Source organism: Ferrovibrio sp. MS7 (assembly GCF_038404985.1).
Classification (GTDB): Bacteria; Pseudomonadota; Alphaproteobacteria; order Ferrovibrionales; family Ferrovibrionaceae; genus Ferrovibrio; species Ferrovibrio plantarum.
Genome location: NZ_JBBKBA010000001.1, coordinates 443175 through 459504, shown reverse-complemented (window position 1 = coordinate 459504; position 16330 = coordinate 443175). Strand labels below are relative to the sequence as shown.

At 65.4% G+C, this 16330-nt stretch carries 16 protein-coding genes and 1 other RNA gene; 7 read left to right on the top strand and 10 right to left on the bottom strand.

The genetic code is table 11. The annotated features are described in order from the left end of the window. Position 1: 1 nt before the first annotated feature. The 8 genes from V6B08_RS02075 to pdxH form a co-directional block, all read right to left on the bottom strand. A complete protein-coding gene (locus V6B08_RS02075) occupies positions 2-1258 on the bottom strand; it encodes a murein hydrolase activator EnvC family protein (protein WP_341977603.1) in 1257 nt (418 codons plus the stop codon). Then, the gene (gene gpmI, locus V6B08_RS02070; protein WP_341977601.1) at positions 1251-2834 is read right to left on the bottom strand and encodes a 2,3-bisphosphoglycerate-independent phosphoglycerate mutase; all 1584 of its coding nucleotides are present in this window, start codon (positions 2832-2834) and stop codon (positions 1251-1253) included. The genes V6B08_RS02075 and gpmI overlap by 8 nt, the downstream gene beginning before the upstream one ends. A gap of 89 nt (positions 2835-2923) precedes the next feature. Further along, positions 2924-3394, bottom strand: coding sequence for a 23S rRNA (pseudouridine(1915)-N(3))-methyltransferase RlmH (locus tag V6B08_RS02065; protein ID WP_341977599.1), 471 nt, complete (start codon positions 3392-3394; stop codon positions 2924-2926). Further along, complete coding sequence (gene rsfS, locus V6B08_RS02060) at positions 3395-4051, bottom strand: ribosome silencing factor (RefSeq protein WP_341977597.1); 657 nt, start codon at positions 4049-4051, stop codon at positions 3395-3397. Between the two features lie 36 nt (positions 4052-4087). Then, a complete protein-coding gene (locus V6B08_RS02055; protein ID WP_341977594.1) occupies positions 4088-5500 on the bottom strand; it encodes a sodium:proton antiporter in 1413 nt (470 codons plus the stop codon). A 61-nt stretch (positions 5501-5561) separates the two neighbouring features. Beyond that, the gene (locus V6B08_RS02050) at positions 5562-6986 is read right to left on the bottom strand and encodes a sodium:proton antiporter (protein WP_341977593.1); all 1425 of its coding nucleotides are present in this window, start codon (positions 6984-6986) and stop codon (positions 5562-5564) included. Positions 6987-7058: 72 nt separating this feature from the next. Then, a complete protein-coding gene (locus V6B08_RS02045) occupies positions 7059-7964 on the bottom strand; it encodes a cation diffusion facilitator family transporter (protein WP_341977591.1) in 906 nt (301 codons plus the stop codon). Further along, complete coding sequence (gene pdxH, locus V6B08_RS02040; protein WP_341977589.1) at positions 7964-8551, bottom strand: pyridoxamine 5'-phosphate oxidase; 588 nt, start codon at positions 8549-8551, stop codon at positions 7964-7966. The genes V6B08_RS02045 and pdxH overlap by 1 nt, the downstream gene beginning before the upstream one ends. Before the next feature lie 187 nt (positions 8552-8738). Between pdxH and V6B08_RS02035 the strand changes: the two genes are divergently transcribed. The 3 genes from V6B08_RS02035 (at position 8739) to V6B08_RS02025 (ending at position 10863) form a co-directional block, all read left to right on the top strand. Next, positions 8739-9278 (top strand): RT0821/Lpp0805 family surface protein, encoded by a 540-nt coding sequence (locus V6B08_RS02035; protein ID WP_341977587.1) that lies wholly within the window; start codon positions 8739-8741, stop codon positions 9276-9278. A gap of 252 nt (positions 9279-9530) precedes the next feature. Next, a complete protein-coding gene (locus V6B08_RS02030; RefSeq protein ID WP_341977585.1) occupies positions 9531-10382 on the top strand; it encodes a hypothetical protein in 852 nt (283 codons plus the stop codon). Positions 10383-10413: 31 nt separating this feature from the next. Then, positions 10414-10863, top strand: coding sequence for a DUF3237 domain-containing protein (locus tag V6B08_RS02025; protein WP_341977582.1), 450 nt, complete (start codon positions 10414-10416; stop codon positions 10861-10863). A 31-nt stretch (positions 10864-10894) separates the two neighbouring features. On the opposite strand, the gene V6B08_RS02020 is transcribed toward V6B08_RS02025, so the two are convergent. Both V6B08_RS02020 and nudC read right to left on the bottom strand, forming a co-directional pair. Further along, entirely contained in the window at positions 10895-12043 is a 1149-nt protein-coding gene (locus tag V6B08_RS02020) for a hypothetical protein (RefSeq protein WP_341977580.1), read from the bottom strand. Positions 12044-12202: 159 nt separating this feature from the next. Continuing rightward, entirely contained in the window at positions 12203-13123 is a 921-nt protein-coding gene (gene nudC / locus V6B08_RS02015) for an NAD(+) diphosphatase (protein WP_341977578.1), read from the bottom strand. Positions 13124-13241: 118 nt separating this feature from the next. On the opposite strand from nudC, the gene ffs reads away from it, so the two are divergent. The 4 genes from ffs (at position 13242) to recR (ending at position 16114) form a co-directional block, all read left to right on the top strand. Beyond that, positions 13242-13340, top strand: an RNA gene (gene ffs, locus V6B08_RS02010) — signal recognition particle sRNA small type. A gap of 22 nt (positions 13341-13362) precedes the next feature. Next, on the top strand, positions 13363-15156 hold the full coding sequence (locus V6B08_RS02005; RefSeq protein ID WP_341977576.1) for a DNA polymerase III subunit gamma/tau: 1794 nt from the start codon (positions 13363-13365) through the stop codon (positions 15154-15156). 25 nt (positions 15157-15181) lie between these two features. Beyond that, entirely contained in the window at positions 15182-15508 is a 327-nt protein-coding gene (locus V6B08_RS02000) for a YbaB/EbfC family nucleoid-associated protein (protein WP_341977574.1), read from the top strand. 9 nt (positions 15509-15517) lie between these two features. Next, positions 15518-16114: a recombination mediator RecR gene (gene recR / locus V6B08_RS01995; protein ID WP_341977572.1), complete on the top strand. Its 597-nt coding sequence runs from the start codon at positions 15518-15520 to the stop codon at positions 16112-16114. The last annotated feature ends 216 nt before the right edge of the window (positions 16115-16330 follow it).

Sequence of the window (16330 nt, the reverse complement as noted above, 5' to 3'; positions counted from 1 at the left end):
GTCAGCCGCTCACCTTTCTGTCGCCCGCCGCCAGCCATGGTAGGGGATTTACCGGCTCGCCTTTGCGACGCAGTTCAAGATATAGAACCGGCTTGTCGTCATGCCCAGCCCCGGCTGCGTTTCCGGAGCCATCGCCGCCCATGCGACCTACAGGTTCGCCAGCCAGGACGAATTGGCCAACCGCGCGGTCAATCCGGCCAAAACCGGCCAATAACGAATGATATCCACCGCCATGTGCGATGATCAATAGCTGTCCGTAGCCACGGAAGGGGCCGGCGAACATCACTTTGCCGTCAGCAGGCGCCACCACCTGGCCGCCGCCCCGGGTTTCAATGCGCAAACCGCGCGAAACCGCGCCGCTGGCCTCGGTGTCGCCGTAGCGGCCGACGATGCGGCCGCGTGCCGGCAGCGCGGCGCTGCCTTCAAGGGCGGCGTAATTCTCCGCCGGCTGACTGCCGCCGGGTGCCCGCTTACCCCGGTTTTCCGCCTCTTTCGCCGCCCGGGCGCGGGCTTCGGCCTCGCGCCTTTCCTGCTCCAGCAGGCGGTCCACCAGGGCGCGCAGGTCCTTGGCCTGCTCGGCCAGGCGCACGCTGCGCTCGCGCTCCGCGCCACGTTCTTCCTGGGTCTGCGCTACTTCCGCGGCGGTTTCCGTCTGCAACTGCTCCAGGTCGCGGCGTTCGCTATCCAGCTTGGCGATGGCCTGGCCCAGTGCCTTCTGCTCGGCGGCGATACCGGCACGCAAAGCGGCCAGGCGGTCCAATTCGGCCCGCAGCGCGGCGGCGCGGCTTTCGATCTCCGGCACCAGGGCGGCGATAAGCTGGCTGGCGCGCACCATGTCGAGCGCCGAACCCGGCGCCAGCACCATGGCTTCCGGCGGCTGGCGGCTGAGGCGGGCGAGGCTGGAAAGCGTTGCCGCCAGTTCCTCGCGGCGGCCCTCGAAGGCGGCCTGGGCCTTGGTTTCATCGGCCAGCAGGCGGGTAAGCTGTTCCTCGCTGCGCGAAACGGCGTCTTCCTGGGCCTGCAGCTTGCGCGCGGCCTGCACCAGGCGGCGGCGCAGCTCCTGCGCCTTCTGCGCCAGTTTGCCGGCCTCGCGGTCGAGTTCGCGCTGGCGGTCGCGGCTCTCTTTAAGCTGTCGCTGCACATCCTCAAGCTGTTGCTGCTGCTGCCGGGCGGCATTGCTTTCCGCCAGCGCGGGAGCAGTGCCGACCAACGTTCCGATCAGCGCGGCGGCAAGCGCGGGGCGGAGCGGTTTATGCACGGCGTTGCTGCGGCTCCGCGGCGGTGGCGGCTTTGGGAAGGGCCAGGTTCTGACCGGTCATTTCGGCCGGCGGCGCCAGCTGCAGGAAATGCAGCAGGGTCGGCGCCAGGTCGCAGAGGCGGCCATCGCTCAAGCTGTAGCCGTCGCGGCCGACCAGTACCAGCGGCACCAGATTGGTGGTGTGCTGGGTATGGGCCTGGCCCGAAGCCGGGTCGCGCATCTCTTCCAGATTGCCATGGTCGGCGGTGATCAGCAGCACGCCACCGGCCTGCAGCACCGCCTGTTCCAGCCGCGCCAGGCAGGTGTCGATGGTTTCCGCCGCCTTCACCGCTGCCGGCAGCGAACCGGTATGGCCCACCATGTCCGGGTTGGCGTAGTTCACCGTGATCTGGTCGTATTGCCCGCTCTCGATGGCGGCGACCAGCTTGTCGGTGACTTCGGCTGCCGACATTTCCGGCTGCAGATCGTAGGTTGCCACTTTCGGCGACGGCACCAGGATGCGGTCCTCGCCCTCATAAGGCTGCTCCTCGCCACCATTCATGAAGAAGGTGACGTGGGCATATTTCTCGGTCTCGGCAATGCGCAACTGCTTACGCTGCGACTTCGCCAGCCATTCGCCAAGCGTGTTGGGATAGCGCACCGGCGGGAACGCGGTGGCAAGGAATTCGTTCAACTGCGTCGAATACTCCGCCATGCCGGTGGCGGCGGCAAAAGCCGGGCGCAGCGGGCGCGGGAAGGCATCGAAATGCGGCTCCAGCAGGCTTTGCAGGATTTCGCGCGCCCGGTCGGCGCGGAAATTGGCCATCATCAGGCCATCGCCATCGCGCATGCCGGCATAGCCGTCGATCACCGTCGGCAGGATGAATTCATCGCTTAAATCGGCGGCATAGGCATCGTTGACGGCAGCTTCCGCGCTCGCCGCATGCTTGCCTTTGGCCAGCGCAATCGCGGCATAGGCCTGCGCCACGCGATCCCAGCGCTTGTCGCGGTCCATGGCGTAGAAGCGGCCCGAGAGGGAAGCGAAACGCACCTGTTTCACATCACCGAGAAGTTTGCGGAAGTCGGCGAGGAATTCCAGTACGGAGCGCGGCGGTGTGTCGCGGCCATCGCTGAAGGCGTGCAGCCACACCTTCACGCCGGCGGCATCGGCGATCCTGGCCACGGCGGCGATGTGGTCCTGGTGCGAATGCACGCCGCCCGGCGAGAGCAGGCCGAGCAGATGCAGCGCGCCGCCGCTCTGCTTCAGCTTGGCGATGGTTTCCGCAATCGCCGGCACATTGGCCAGCGTGCCATCGGCCACCGCATTGTCGATGCGTCCCAGGTCCGGCACGGCGATGCGGCCAGCGCCGATATTCATGTGGCCGACTTCCGAATTGCCCATCTGGCCATCCGGCAGGCCGACATCGCGGCCCGAGGTGCCGACGCGGGCAAAGGGCCGGGTCGAAACCAGCCGGCGCCAGGTCGGCAGGCTGGCCTGGGCAATGGCGTTGTCGGTCGGGTCGTCGCGCAGCCCCCAGCCATCCAGGATGCAGAGGACGACGGGCTTCGGGACGGTCTGGGAGCTCGGGTTGGTCATGGTCGCAGTTTCAGGAAAATCCGGCAGAATCGGCAATTACTTAGCGCAGTCGGGAAACTTAGTCACGGATTGCTGGCTCAATCCCCGGATCAATCTCGGTGATAGGGGTGATTGTTCAGCAGGCTCCAGGCCCGGTAAAGCTGTTCCAGCAGCAGCACTCTTGCCAGCAAATGCGGCCAAGTCATGGCGCCAAAAGCGATTTTCAGCCTCGCCTGGGCCAGCAGGGCGGCATCCAGGCCATCCGCGCCGCCGATCAGGAAGGCCAGCTCAGCCTCGCCGTTGTCGCGCCATTGCCCGATCTGGGCGGCGAAATCGCGGCTGGTCAGGTTCCTGCCATGCTCGTCCAGCGCCACCAGCACGGCGCCCTTGGGGCAGGCGGCCCGCAGCAAGTCCGCCTCGCGCTGCTTGCGCTCCAGCACCGTGCCGGCGGTTTTCTTGTCCTCGACTTCGCGGATCTCCACCGCCCAGGGCAGCCGCTCGCGGTAGCTGCCGATCAGCGCCTGGGCGGCGTCATGCTTGGCGCGGCCGGCTCGGCCGACGCAGGCTATGGTGATGCGCACTCACGCCGCGGCGGTTTCGGCCGCCGGCTCAGGGATATCCACGCCCCACATCTTTTCCAGCCGGTAGAAGCCGCGCACCTCGGGCCGGAAGATATGCACCACGATGTCGCCGGCATCGATCAGCACCCAGTCGCCAACGCCTTTGCCCTCCACCCGTGCCTTGTGCCCGGTGGCCTCATGGATGCGCTGCGCCAGATGCTCGGCAATGGCACCGACCTGGCGCGAGGAACGGCCCGAGGCGACCACGATGTAATCTGCCACCGACGATTTGCCGGCCAGCGGGATCGAAACGATCTCCTCGGCCTTGTCGTCGTCCAGCGATTTCAGGATCAGCTTGTGCAGCTTTTCCACCGCCGCGGTAGGCTTGTTCGGGTCGGCGGCCTTCACCGCCTTGGCGGCGGGCTTGGCTGCTTTCGGCTTCGCGGGGGCTTTGGGCTTTGCAGCGGCCTTCGGTTTCGCCGCAGCCTTCGCCTTGGGGGCGGCGGCCTTCTTCGGGACGGCAATCTTGCCCTTGGCAGCGGTTGCTGCCGGTTTACGGGTGCTTTTCGGCTTCGATGCTGTGGCTATGGCGCGGCCCTCCTCCTGGCCGGGCGAGGCTGCCCGGGTGCAATTCCGACCCAGTGCGGCGCCGATTCGGCGCCGCTCCGAATCGGGCACAGAATACCCCGACTCGGGTGTTTGAACAATGACAGGTCAGAGAAACCAGAACCAGGTGACCAACAGGAAGGGCAGCAGCAACAGCGGCAGCGACCAGGCCATGTAGCCGAAGAAGCTCGGCATGCGGATGCCGGCCTGTTCGGCGATGGCCTTGACCATGAAATTCGGCGCATTGCCGATATAGGTGACGGCGCCAAAGAACACCGCGCCGGCCGAGATCGCCAGCAGCGTGCCGGCCATCGGCCCCATCAGCGCCTGGGCATCGCCGCCAGCCATGTTGAAGAACACCAGGTAGGTCGGGGCGTTGTCGAGGAAGGCGGAAAGCAGGCCGGTGAGCCAGAAATACATCGCGTTATGCGGCGTGCCATCGGGATTGCTGGCGAGTTCGATCACTGCCTTCAAGGCGCCCGCCTCGCCGGCGCGCAGGATCGCGATCACCGGCACGATGGTGAGGAAGATGCCGGCAAACAGCTTCGCCACCTCGCGGATCGGTTCCCAGTCGAAGCCGTTGCCCCGGCGGGTTTCGGACCGTGTCAGCCACAGCGACATCCCGGCCAGCGCCAGCAGCAGGATGTCACGCGCCAGGTTCTGCAGCGCCACGTTGATGCCGAACAGGCTCAGCGAAGCCGTCGGCTTCCAACTGCCCGACATCAGCACCGCCGCCACCACGCCGCCAAGCAGCACGATGTTGATGCCGCCCTCGATGCTCACCGGATTATCCGGCGTCGGGTCGCGCCGGACCACGCCTTCGCTGCGGTAGTAATGGCGGTCGATGAAATAGAATACGGCCAGCATCATCACGCTGATCAGCAGCATCGGCAGCAGCATGGCTTGCGTCGTCCAGAAGAAGCTGATGCCGAGCAGGAAGCCAAGGAAGAGCGGCGGATCGCCAAGCGGCGTCAGCGCGCCGCCGACATTGGCGACCAGGATGATGAAGAACACAATGACATGCACATTGTGCTTGCGGTTGTCATTGGCGCGGATCAGCGGCCGGATCAGCAGCATCGCGGCGCCGGTGGTGCCCATCCAGCTTGCCAGCAGGGTACCCAGCGCCAGGATGCCTGTATTCAAGGCCGGTGAGCCGTGAAGATTACCGGTGATGCGCACGCCGCCAGCGATGGTGAAGAGGCTGAGCAGCAGCACCACGAAGGGAATGTATTCATGCAGGGCCACTTCCAGCACGGCATGCATCGCAGGGCCGATGCCTTCGCGCAGGCCGAAGGGAATCAGGAAGGCCAGCGCCCAGAAGGCGGCGATCTTGCCGTAATGGTGATGCCAGAAATGACTGGCCAGCAGCGGCAGCAAGGCGATGGAAAGCAGGATGCCGGCGAAAGGCAGGCCCCAGAGCAGGCTGAGGCTGCTGCCATCAATGGCCGCCGCCTGAGCCGGCATTGCCAGGAACAGGCTGAAGGCAGAAAGGCCGATGCCCGTGGTGATTCGGATGCGCATCGGCCCCCCGCTTTGCTGGTCTATGCTTGTCCCCTGTATATGGGAAATTTATATCCCCATTTCAAGACCGGAAAAACAGCAGGGTAAGCAGCCCGAAGAGCGGCAGCAGGATACAGCAGCTCCAGGCCATGTAGCCGAAGAAACTCGGCATTTTCACGTTCATCTCTTCCGCGATGGCCTTGACCATGAAATTCGGCGCGTTGCCGATGTAGCTGTTGGCACCCATGAACACCGCGCCGGCCGAGATCGCCGCCAACGTGGCGCCAAGCGGCCCCATCAGCGTGGCGGCGTCGCCGCTCGCCATGTTGAAGAACACCAGATAGGTCGGCGCGTTGTCGAGGAAGCTGGACAGTGAGCCGGCGAGCCAGAAATACATCGCGTTGTTCGGCGTGCCGTCCGGGTTGGAGGCCAGCGCCACCAGTCCGGCCAGGGCGCCATCCTTGCCGGCGCGCAGGATGGCGATGGCTGGAATGATGGTGATGAAGATGCCGGCGAACAGCTTGGCTACTTCCAGGATCGGGCCCCAGGAGAAACCGTTGCCGCTGCGCGTTTCGGCCTCGGTGAGTTTCAGCGAGGCGAAGGTGATGGCCAGCAGGGCGATGTCGCGTGCCAGGTTCTGCAATTCGACGTCGACGCCGAAGATGCTGAAGGTCACGCCGGGTTTCCAGGTGCCGGACATCAGCACCGCCAGCACGATGGCTGCCAGCAGCACCAGATTGACGCCGCCCTGCATGCCGATCGGGCTGTCGGGTGTCGGGTCCGCCGGCACGATGCCTTCCTTGCGGAAATAGTAGCTGTCGATGACGTAGAACAGGCCGAGCAGCACCACGGTGCTGACCAGGGTCGGCATGAACAGATGCGAGGTGGTCCAGAAGAAATCGACGCCCTTGAGGAAGCCGAGGAACAGCGGCGGATCGCCAAGCGGCGTGAGCGAGCCGCCGATATTCGAAACCAGGAAGATGAAGAACACCACCACATGCACATTATGCTTGCGGTTGTCGTTGGCGCGGATCAGCGGCCGGATCAGCAGCATCGAAGCGCCGGTGGTGCCCATCCAGCTCGCGATCACGGTGCCGACCAGCAGCATGGCGGTGTTGAGGCTCGGCGAGCCGTTGAGGTTGCCGGTGATGCGCACGCCGCCGGCCACGGTGAACAAGGCCAGCAGCAGGATGATGAAGGGGATGTATTCATGCAGGGCCACTTCCAGCAACACATGGGCGGTGGCGCCGCTGCCGTCGCGCAAGGCGAAGGGCAGGATGAAGCAGAGCGCCCAGAAGGCGGAGATCTTGCCGAAATGATGATGCCACAGGCTGGGCGTCAGCAGTGGCAGCAGCGCGATGGAAAGCAGGATGCCGGCAAAAGGCAGCACCCACAGGATGCTCATGCCTCGCGCATCGATGGCGGCGGCTTGCGCCGGTGCGGCTGCAAACAGGAGCGTGACGGCCAGCAGCAACAGCGGCGCGGCGCGGAACAGGCGGTACGGCATCAGATTTCCCCCAAGGATTTGGCCGGTAGCGTAACGGCCCCGGCAGCCCGGCTCAACCTTTAGGAGCGGGGCCTAGCTGCCGGCAAAATGCGGCCTGTCCTCGATCACACCGGCCGGGTCCTGGCGCAGGATCACCTCGGCGCCGGGAAACAGTTGCTGCAATTCGGCGATGATTTCCTCGGAGATGCGGTGTGCCGCGCGCAAGGTGAGATCGGGATCGAGTTCAAGATGGAATTGGATGAAGGTGTGCTGGCCCGAGGCGCGGGTGCGCAGGTCGTGCATCGCCTTGGCTTCCGGATGCCGCAGCACGGTGTCGCGAATGCTGGCGCGCTCGGCATCGGTCAGTTCGCGGTCCATCAACTGATCCAGCGCCTGGCGCACGATATCGGCGGCGCTCTTGAAGATCACCATGGCCACCAGCAGCGCACCGGCGGGATCCACCCAGTCTAAACCGGGCCGCGAGGCCAGCGCCAAAGCGGCGATGACGGTGAGGTTGGTGAGCAGGTCGCTGACGTAATGCAGCCGGTCGGCGGTTACCGCCAGGGAGCCGGTACGGCGCACCACATGGCGCTGGAACAGCACCAGTGCGGCAGTCAGCAGGATAGAACCGACCATGACTGCGATGCCGATTTCGGAATGTTCCGGCGGCGAAGGTGTGCGCAGTTTTTGCACGGCTTCACTCACCAAGTACAAGGCAGAGCCACCGATCAGCGTTGCCTGGCCGAGACCGGCCAAGGCTTCCGCCTTGCCGTGGCCGAAGCGGTGTTCATGATCGGCAGGGGTGAGGGCCGTGCGCACGGCCAGCAGGTTCAGCAGCGAGGCCAGGGCATCGAGGCCGGAATCGAGCAGGCTGGACAGCAAGGCCAGCGAGCCCGATTGCCACCAGGCGAAAGCCTTCGCCGCCACCAGGATCAGTGCGACGCTGAAAGAGGCGTAGGTCGCCAGCCGCAGCAGCCGCTGATTGGCGGCGTTGCTCATCAGGGATACAGCCGTTCGGTGCGCCAGCCATTATTGCCGTCGCGGTGATAGACCAGCCGGTCATGCAGTCGGAACGGCCGGTCGGCCCAGAATTCGATACTCTGCGGCGCCAGGCGGAACCCGGACCAATGCGGCGGACGGGGAACCTCGCCGATGGCGAACTTGGCGGCATATTTTGCCACGGCAGCCTCCAGTTCGAAGCGGCCCTGTAAAGGCCGCGACTGCGCCGAGGCCCAGGCGCCGATGCGGCTGTCGCGCGGGCGCGAGGCGAAATAGGCATCGGCCTCGGCATCGCTCACCACGCTTATGGGGCCGCGGAACCGCACCTGGCGGCGCAGGCTTTTCCAGTGAAACAGGGCAGCCGCCTTGGGATGCTCGAGCAGTTCGCGGCCCTTGGCGCTTTCGAAGTTGGTGTAGAACACCACGCCATCGGCACCGACATCCTTCAACAGCACCATGCGCAGGTTCGGCAGCCCATCCTGATCCACACTCGCCAGCGCCATGGCACTGGGATCGTTCGGCTCGGAAAGCTTGGCTTCGGCAAACCAGGTTTCAAAATGTGCAATCGGGTCGGTGAACGCGTCCATGCTGGCCTCAAAAAAGTGGCTTTTCCGCCCCCGGAAGTCCCATGTGGCTTATGTAGCGCATGCCGCAACAATTCCCAACCCCCGCCGCAATCCCGCCGTATTCCGGGCCGAACCTCCTAGCCATCCCGAGGGCGGTTCCCATCGGAACTCAACACCCCGGGCAACGAAATCAAAGGACCCTGAAGCCATGACCGCCCATACCACCCTTCCCGCCATTGCTGTCGCCCAGCCGGGCCGCCCGGCATTGCGTGCAGGTGGTCGCGCCGGCAAGTGGGTGGCGCTCGGCCTCGTCGCGGTGCTGGCCGCTGGCTGTGCCGACCAGGGTCCGAAACAGAATGCCGGTGCCGTGCTTGGCGGTGTTGGCGGCGCGGTAGCCGGTGCGCAGTTCGGCAAGGGCACCGGCCGTCTGGTCGGCGTTGCCGCCGGCACCATGCTTGGCGCGCTGCTCGGCTCCGAGGTCGGCAAGTCGCTCGATAACGCGGATCGCCAGTATCTTGGCCAAGCCAACCAGCGCGCCTTTGAAACCGCCCGTTCCGGCACCGCCGTGACCTGGCGCAACCCCGATAGCGGCAATTACGGCACCGTGGTGCCGCAGCCCGCTTACCAGACCGCCAGCGGCGATTATTGCCGTGAGTTCCAGCAGACGATCAGCGTCGGTGGCCAGAGCCAGCAGGGCTATGGCACCGCCTGCCGCCAGCCGGACGGCACCTGGAAGATCACCCAGTAGCGTTCCCGTCAGAGGTCCCCTTCTGACTTTTCCCCCAGAGCCAGTTTTCCCCCAGAGTTAGTACGCGTTCCTCTAGTTTCTCTTCCCCCAGACTAGGCGTGGCCCGGCAACCCCGGCCACGCCATTTTTTTGTCGCCGAAGGGTAAATCCGCGCTAAGCTATCCTTAACGCTCCAGTTGCAGACTGGAGTCCGGTCCTGCCGCCAGAAAGCAGCGGGACCATAACACTGCTAACCGGATGATGGAGGCCAGAATGGTCGACGGCACCGGCAGCACCCAGGCTTCAGCATGGAAGCAGGGCGCTGCATCGAAACTCCCGGCATTCAAGAGCGCCAGCAACAGCAGTGGCGCTCCCCAGAATGCTCCTGCTGAACAAAACCCTGTTCTCGCCGCCGGCAAAGCCGCGCTGGAAAAGCTGCGCCAGCCGCGCGCGCGTTCGGAAGCCGAGACCAAGCTCGAGGAAGTGCTGCAGGCGATGAAGCGCGCCAGCAAATCCTCCAAGCTGGATGCGGCACGGCGCAAGCTGGAGCAGCTCAAGGCCCGGCTCAAGGCGCTGGAAATGGCGGCGGCCTCTGCTGCCGCGCGCGGCGATGCCAAGGCGGCCAAGGCGATTGCCAACGAAGTGAAGCAGTTGGCGCGCGATCTTGCCGGCGCGCTGCGCGAGGCCGGCCAGGGTAGTGGTGCCATTGCCATGGCACAACAGCCCAAGGACACGGAAAAACTCGATCCTGCCGCCAAGACCGGCACGCTTGCCGAAGGCCGGCCGGAAATGGCTGCCGATCAGGCCGCCGCGATGATCAAGGAGGCGCTGAGCGCGGCGGCTAGCGATCCCGCCCTACAGGATGCCAAGGAAGCCCAGGCCGAGCGGCAGGCGCTCGACAGCATCAAGGCCGAGGCGCGCGGCCTGATGAAGCAGCTCAAGAAGCTGCTGGAAAAGGCGCGGTTGGCGCTGTTCAATCCGCTTGCCGACAAGAAGGATGCAGCCAAGGCCGACAGGGCCTTCAACGAGGCCGAGCAGGCGCTGGCGGCGCTGAATGCCGCCTCGCTGCCCAGCGGCGGTGCTGCGCTTGATCTCGGCGGCATCGGTGTTGATGTGAAGGCTTGAACATCACGCAGCCTCGACGCCATGATGGCGCATGACCAATGCACCGATCCTGACGCTTGAAATCGATCTTGCCGCGCCGCAGAGCATCGGGCATTTGCCAGGCGGCGGCGAGCGCCGCTGCGTGCCGATCGTCGGCGGGCGCTTCAGCGGCCGCGTCAAGGGCGCAGTGCTGGCCGGCGGTGCCGATTGGCAATGGCTGCGCGGCGACGGCGTGGCCGATATCGATGCACGTTACCTGCTGCAGACTGAAACGGGTGCCGGCATCGAGGTGTGGAGCCGTGGTCTGCGCCATGGCCCGCCCGGTGTGATGGCGCAACTTGCGGCGGGCGAGCCGGTGGATCCGGCGCTGTATTACTTCCGCACCTCCCTGCGTTTCGAGAGCGCGGCGCCGGAACTGCAATGGCTGGTACGCACGCTCGCCTATGGCAAGGGGCAGCGCCTGGCCAATCAGGTGCGGCTCAGCGTCTACGCTATCGACTGATCAGGCGACTGATCAGGAAACAGCCGGCTCGTTACGAAACAGCAGGGGGCGCCTTTTCCGGCGGCTGGCGTGATGCTTCCTCGCGCAGGTCGCGCAGCGTGCCGCAAAGCGCCACGATCCGCCCGGTGCTGTCGCGCCGCGCAATGCCCATCAGGCGCATCTTGCGCCAGGTGCGCGGCCCATATTGCCCTTCCTGATCGCCGACGCGGAATTCCACTTCTGCCGGGCGGCCCTCGCGGCGCAAGGTGGTGAAGAACTGCGTCACCAACTGGCGGTCGGCGAAATGCGTCGAGTCGACCAGCACGTCCACCGCCGCCGGCGCCGCCGAAGGCGACAGGTTGAGCATGCGGAACATGTTGTCGGACCACATCAGGTGATCGTCTTCCAGCGTCCATTCCCAACTGCCGAAACCGGCCAGCCGCTCGGCAGTGGCGTAGCTCTGGGCGCGTGCCGCCAGGGCTTGCTCGGCAGCGACATGGGCGGCGGTGGCCTCGGCGCGGGCACGGTCTATATCCGCCACCAGTTCGGCATTGCGCAGCCGCAGCGCCAGGGAAACGCGTTCCTGGCGATGGGTCGAATGGGCGCGGATACAGAACGTGATGGCAAGCACGATGCCGAACAGCCCCATGACATATTGCGGCGTGCCGCCATCAATTAGCACACGGGCGAAGAGCGGTAGCGCCAGCATGACGAAGAAGGCGTAGAAAGCCGGCAGATGCGGCGCGCGGGTGTTGGAATTCGACAAGGCCAGACCCGACCACATGACGCAGAGCACCGCCTGCTGGGCATAATCCTGGGTGCCGGCATGCAGCCAGAAGAAGATGCCCCAGGCGGCGCCGGTGACGCTGGAACCGATGGTGAAGCGCTGTGCCCAATACTGCCAGCGTTGCTGGCGGTTGGTATCCTCGGCAAAGCCATAGCGCTGATGGTCCAGCCACCACGTGCCGAGCGTGTAGAGCAGGGTGATGCCAACCGCCTCGATCCAGTCGACTTCCTGGCGAAAGGCAGCAAAGCCGGCGAACAGCACCACATAGGGCAGATAACGCGTCGGCCAGCTATACTGGAACAGCCGCTCGATGAGCATGGCATCGATCAGCGGCGAGGGATTCTCAAGCAGACTATCGTCGTCCTCCGCCAGCCGCGCGACCAGCGCGGTATGCGAGGTGTTGCTATCGGGCAATGACACTAATCCCCTGATGCGTAAACCCAAGATCGGGCGCGGCAATAATATTGCCGAGAGTGTAATGCAGTGTCAGCGCAGCGGAAGTCACAAAAAAACAGATTTCAGAAATTTCATCGGGAATAACGCTGGAACTCCTGCACGGAATGCGAGTGCTGCTTAGGCGCCGGCGAGGAACCGCTTGGTGATCTGATGCGCCAGGCTGAGCGGTGGCGGCATGCGCAACGGCGCGTTCATGTCGGTGCTGGCGCGCAGCATCACCGCCACTTCATCGCGATGGAACCAGCGCGCGTCTTCAAGTTCGTGAAGATCCACGGTCAACGCATCGGAAGTTGCCTCAGCGACACAGCCGATCATCAGTGAAGAGGGGAACGGCCAGGGCTGCGAGGCGATGTAGCGCACCTCGGCGGTGGCCAGGCCGGCTTCCTCGGCCAGTTCGCGCCGCACCGCTTCCTCGATGGTCTCGCCGGGTTCCATGAAACCGGCGAGCGCGGAATAGACTCCGGGCAGAAACTGGCGCTGGCGGCCGAGCAGGATGCGGTCGCCCATCACGCCCAGCATGATCACCACCGGATCGGTGCGGGGGAAATGCTGCGCCTTGCAGGCCTCGTTGCTGCAGCGGCGGCTATAGCCGGCATCTTCCGCCACGCTCGGTGCGCCGCATTGGGCGCAGAAGCGGTGGCGGCGGTGCCAGTCGGTCATGCTGCGCGCCTGGGCCAGGATGGCGGCTTCGGGCAGGCTGAGCTGCGGCGCGATGGAGCGCACGTCGATGAATTTGTTCTGCTCGTCGGCCAGGCCCTCGATGCCAGGCACCGCATCCACGTCGATGGCGAAATGCGCCACGCCGTTCTCCAGGCCCAGCAGCAGGGTCGGGCAATCCGCCAGCGCGGCGGCATAGCGCTGCGGGAACCAGGCCAGCCGGGCGCCGCCCTCCAGCGCGATCAGCGGCTTGAGCTCATGCAGCAGCAGGAAGCGGCTGTTCTCGGCCCCAAGCTGTGCCTTGAGCCAGTCTGAATCGCGGCGGTGGTTGCCGGCACGGTCGAGGGCTGAGCCGGAGAACGGAATGATAGAGCTAACCATCTGCGCAGGTTGGCATATCAGCCTGGAACCGGCAATCGCCCCGGCGCCGCTACACGCCCAAATGATCTAGGATTTCCTGCCTGTTGCGTTACGCGGCCTGATGCGGGATAAGGGGCGCGGGAGGTTGGCGGCGGACGGGCGCCTCGCCAACCCGGTCAGGTCCGGAAGGAAGCAGCCGCAACGAGTTTCCGCTCGGGTCGTTGTCCAGCCTCCCACCCTCCGCCATAGTCCAGGCACGCATGTCGAGCAATCCGGCCCCCTATCGCGTGCTGGCGCGGAAATACCGGCCCAGCAACTTCGCCGAGATGATCGGCCAGGATGCCCTGGTCCGCACCCTTTCCAACGCCATCGCCACCGGCCGCATCGCCCAGGCCTTCATCCTCACCGGCGTGCGCGGTGTCGGCAAGACCACCACCGCCCGCATCATCGCCCGTGCGCTGAACTGCACCGGGCCGGACGGCCAGGGCGGCCCGACGGTGAACCCCTGCGGCGTCTGCGACAATTGCCGCGCCATCGCCGAGGACCGCCACCCCGATATCCTGGAAATGGACGCCGCCTCGCGCACCGGCATCGGCGATATCCGCGAGATCATCGAGGCGGTGCGCTACGCGCCGGCCATGGCGCGCTACAAGGTCTACATCATCGACGAAGTCCACATGCTCTCCACGGCGGCCTTCAATGGCCTGCTCAAGACCCTGGAGGAGCCGCCGCCGCATGTGAAATTCGTCTTTGCCACCACCGAGATCCGCAAGGTGCCGGTAACGGTGCTGTCGCGCTGCCAGCGTTTCGACTTGAAGCGCGTCGAAATCGCGGTGCTGGCCGAGCATTTCAAGGGCATTGCGGCGAAGGAAGAAGCCAGCCTCACCGACGAGGCGCTGACGCTGATCTCGCGCGCCGCCGAAGGCTCGGTGCGCGACGGCCTCTCGCTGCTCGATCAGGCGATAGCCCATGGCGCCGGCCAGGCCGATGCCGCCTTGGTGCGCGACATGCTGGGCCTTGCCGATCGTGGCCAGGTTTTCGTGCTGCTGGAGCATCTGCTGCACGGCCGGCTGCCCGACGCCCTGGAGAATCTGGCGCAGCAATACGCGCTTGGTGCCGATCCGGCGGTGGTGATCCAGGATCTACTCGAACTCAGCCATTGGCTGACGCGGCTTAAAGTGGTTGGCGAATCCGCCGATGACATCACCCTGCCGGAGGAACAGCGCCGACGCGGCAAGGAACTGGCGGCCAAGCTCGGCATGCCGGTGCTGGCGCGCACCTGGCAGATGCTGTTGAAGGGTTTGCAGGAAGTGCGCGGTGCACCCGCACCTTTGGCTGCCGCCGAAATGGTGCTGGTGCGGCTTGGCTATGCCGCCGACCTGCCAAGCCCCGGCGAGCTGGTGAAGGAATGGCGCGACAAGGGTGGCGCCGGGGGTGGTTCCGGGGGCGGTGCCGGCATGACGCCGGTTTCGCGCGGCGGAGCCAATGGCGGCGGCGCCTCGGCGATGGCGGCACAGGCCGTGTCGCCAGCGGCCCAACCCAACCCGGTGACCGGCCCGCTGGCGCAGGCGCAGCAGAATCAGAGTGTTGCCCTGGCGGCGATGCCGCAGACTTTCGCCGCCCTGGTCGCCCTGTTCGGCGAGATGCGTGAAGGCCTGCTTGGCGCCGAACTGGAAAACTATGTGCATCCGGTGCATTTCGAGCCGGGCCGCATTGAATGGCGCCAGCAGCCGCTGGCCGCGCGCAATCTCGCCGCCCAGGTGGCCGAGAAGCTGCAATATTGGACCGGCGAACGCTGGATCATCGCGTTGTCGAACCAGCCCGGCGAACCGACTCTGGCGGAGAAGGCATCGCATGCCGCTTCCGCGCGCCGTGCCCAGGCCGAGGCGCATCCGCTGGTGCAGGCAGTGCTGGCGGCGTTTCCGGGCGCGGAACTGAAAGTCAGTCTGGCCCGGCCGCCGGTGCAGGAAGTCGTGGCTGACACCCCTGGTGAAGCGGACGGTCCGGCCTATATGAGTGACAACGATATCGATCCGCTTGATGAGCTGGATTAGGGATGAGCTGGATTAAGGCGACGCTATGAAAAATCTCGGCCAGATGCTGAAGCAGGCGCAGGAAATGCAAGGCCGCATGGCGGAAATGCAAGCCGAACTGGAGCGCCGCGAGGTTTCCGGCTCGGCCGGCGGCGGCATGGTCAGCCTGGTGCTGAACGGCAAGGGCGAGCTGCGCGGCGTCAAGATCGACCCCAGCCTGCTGGTGCCGGATGAGGCCGAAGTGCTGGAAGATCTGCTGAAAGCCGCCCATGCCGATGCCAAGGCGCGGGTCGAGCGCGAGACCCAGGAGCAGATGCAGAAGCTCACCGCCGGCCTGCCGCTGCCGCCGGGCTTCAAGCTGCCTTTCGGCTAACACTTCTGTATGGCTGGCGCGGAAATCGAGCGGCTGATTCAGCTTCTGGCGCGCCTGCCTGGATTGGGGCCGCGCTCTGCCCGCCGTGCTGCCCTGCACATGCTGAACAAGCCTGATGCCCTGCTGCGACCGCTGACCCAGGCGATGCAGGCAGTATCCGAGAGCGTGAAGGCCTGCTCGGTCTGCGGCAATCTCGATAGCCACGACCCTTGTGCCATCTGCAACGATCAGCGCCGCGACGAGGCTTTGCTTTGTGTTGTCGAAAGCGTCGCCGATCTCTGGGCGCTGGAACGCTCCGGCGTGTTTCGCGGCCGCTATCATGTACTCGGCGGCACCCTCTCGGCGCTGGATGGCCGCGGCCCCAATGATCTCAATATCGATGGCCTGCTGGCCCGCGTCGGCGGCTCAAGCCGGGTGCGCGAGGTGATCATTGCCACCAATGCGACGGTGGAAGGTCAGACCACGGCGCATTATCTCACCGACCGCCTGGTGCCGGCGGGTGTTTCTGTTACCCGGCTCGCCCATGGCGTGCCGGTGGGTGGCGAACTCGACTATCTCGATGATGGAACCCTGGGCGCCGCGCTGAAAGCGCGTCGCCCATTGTGACGCCCGGGGGGCGCTGCGCTGCCCGCTGTGAAGCTCATGGGCGCCGCCCGCTTTAATTTACCTGCTGCCGGTTCTACACTCACAGCCGGGGTGAAACGCACGGACGGCAATGCAGCGGCTGTTTTTTATTCTTTCTGCTTTTCTGTTTTGCCTTGGCATCGGGCCGGCGGTGGCAGAGGAATTGCGTGCTGTCTATCTCGACACCAGCGCACCACC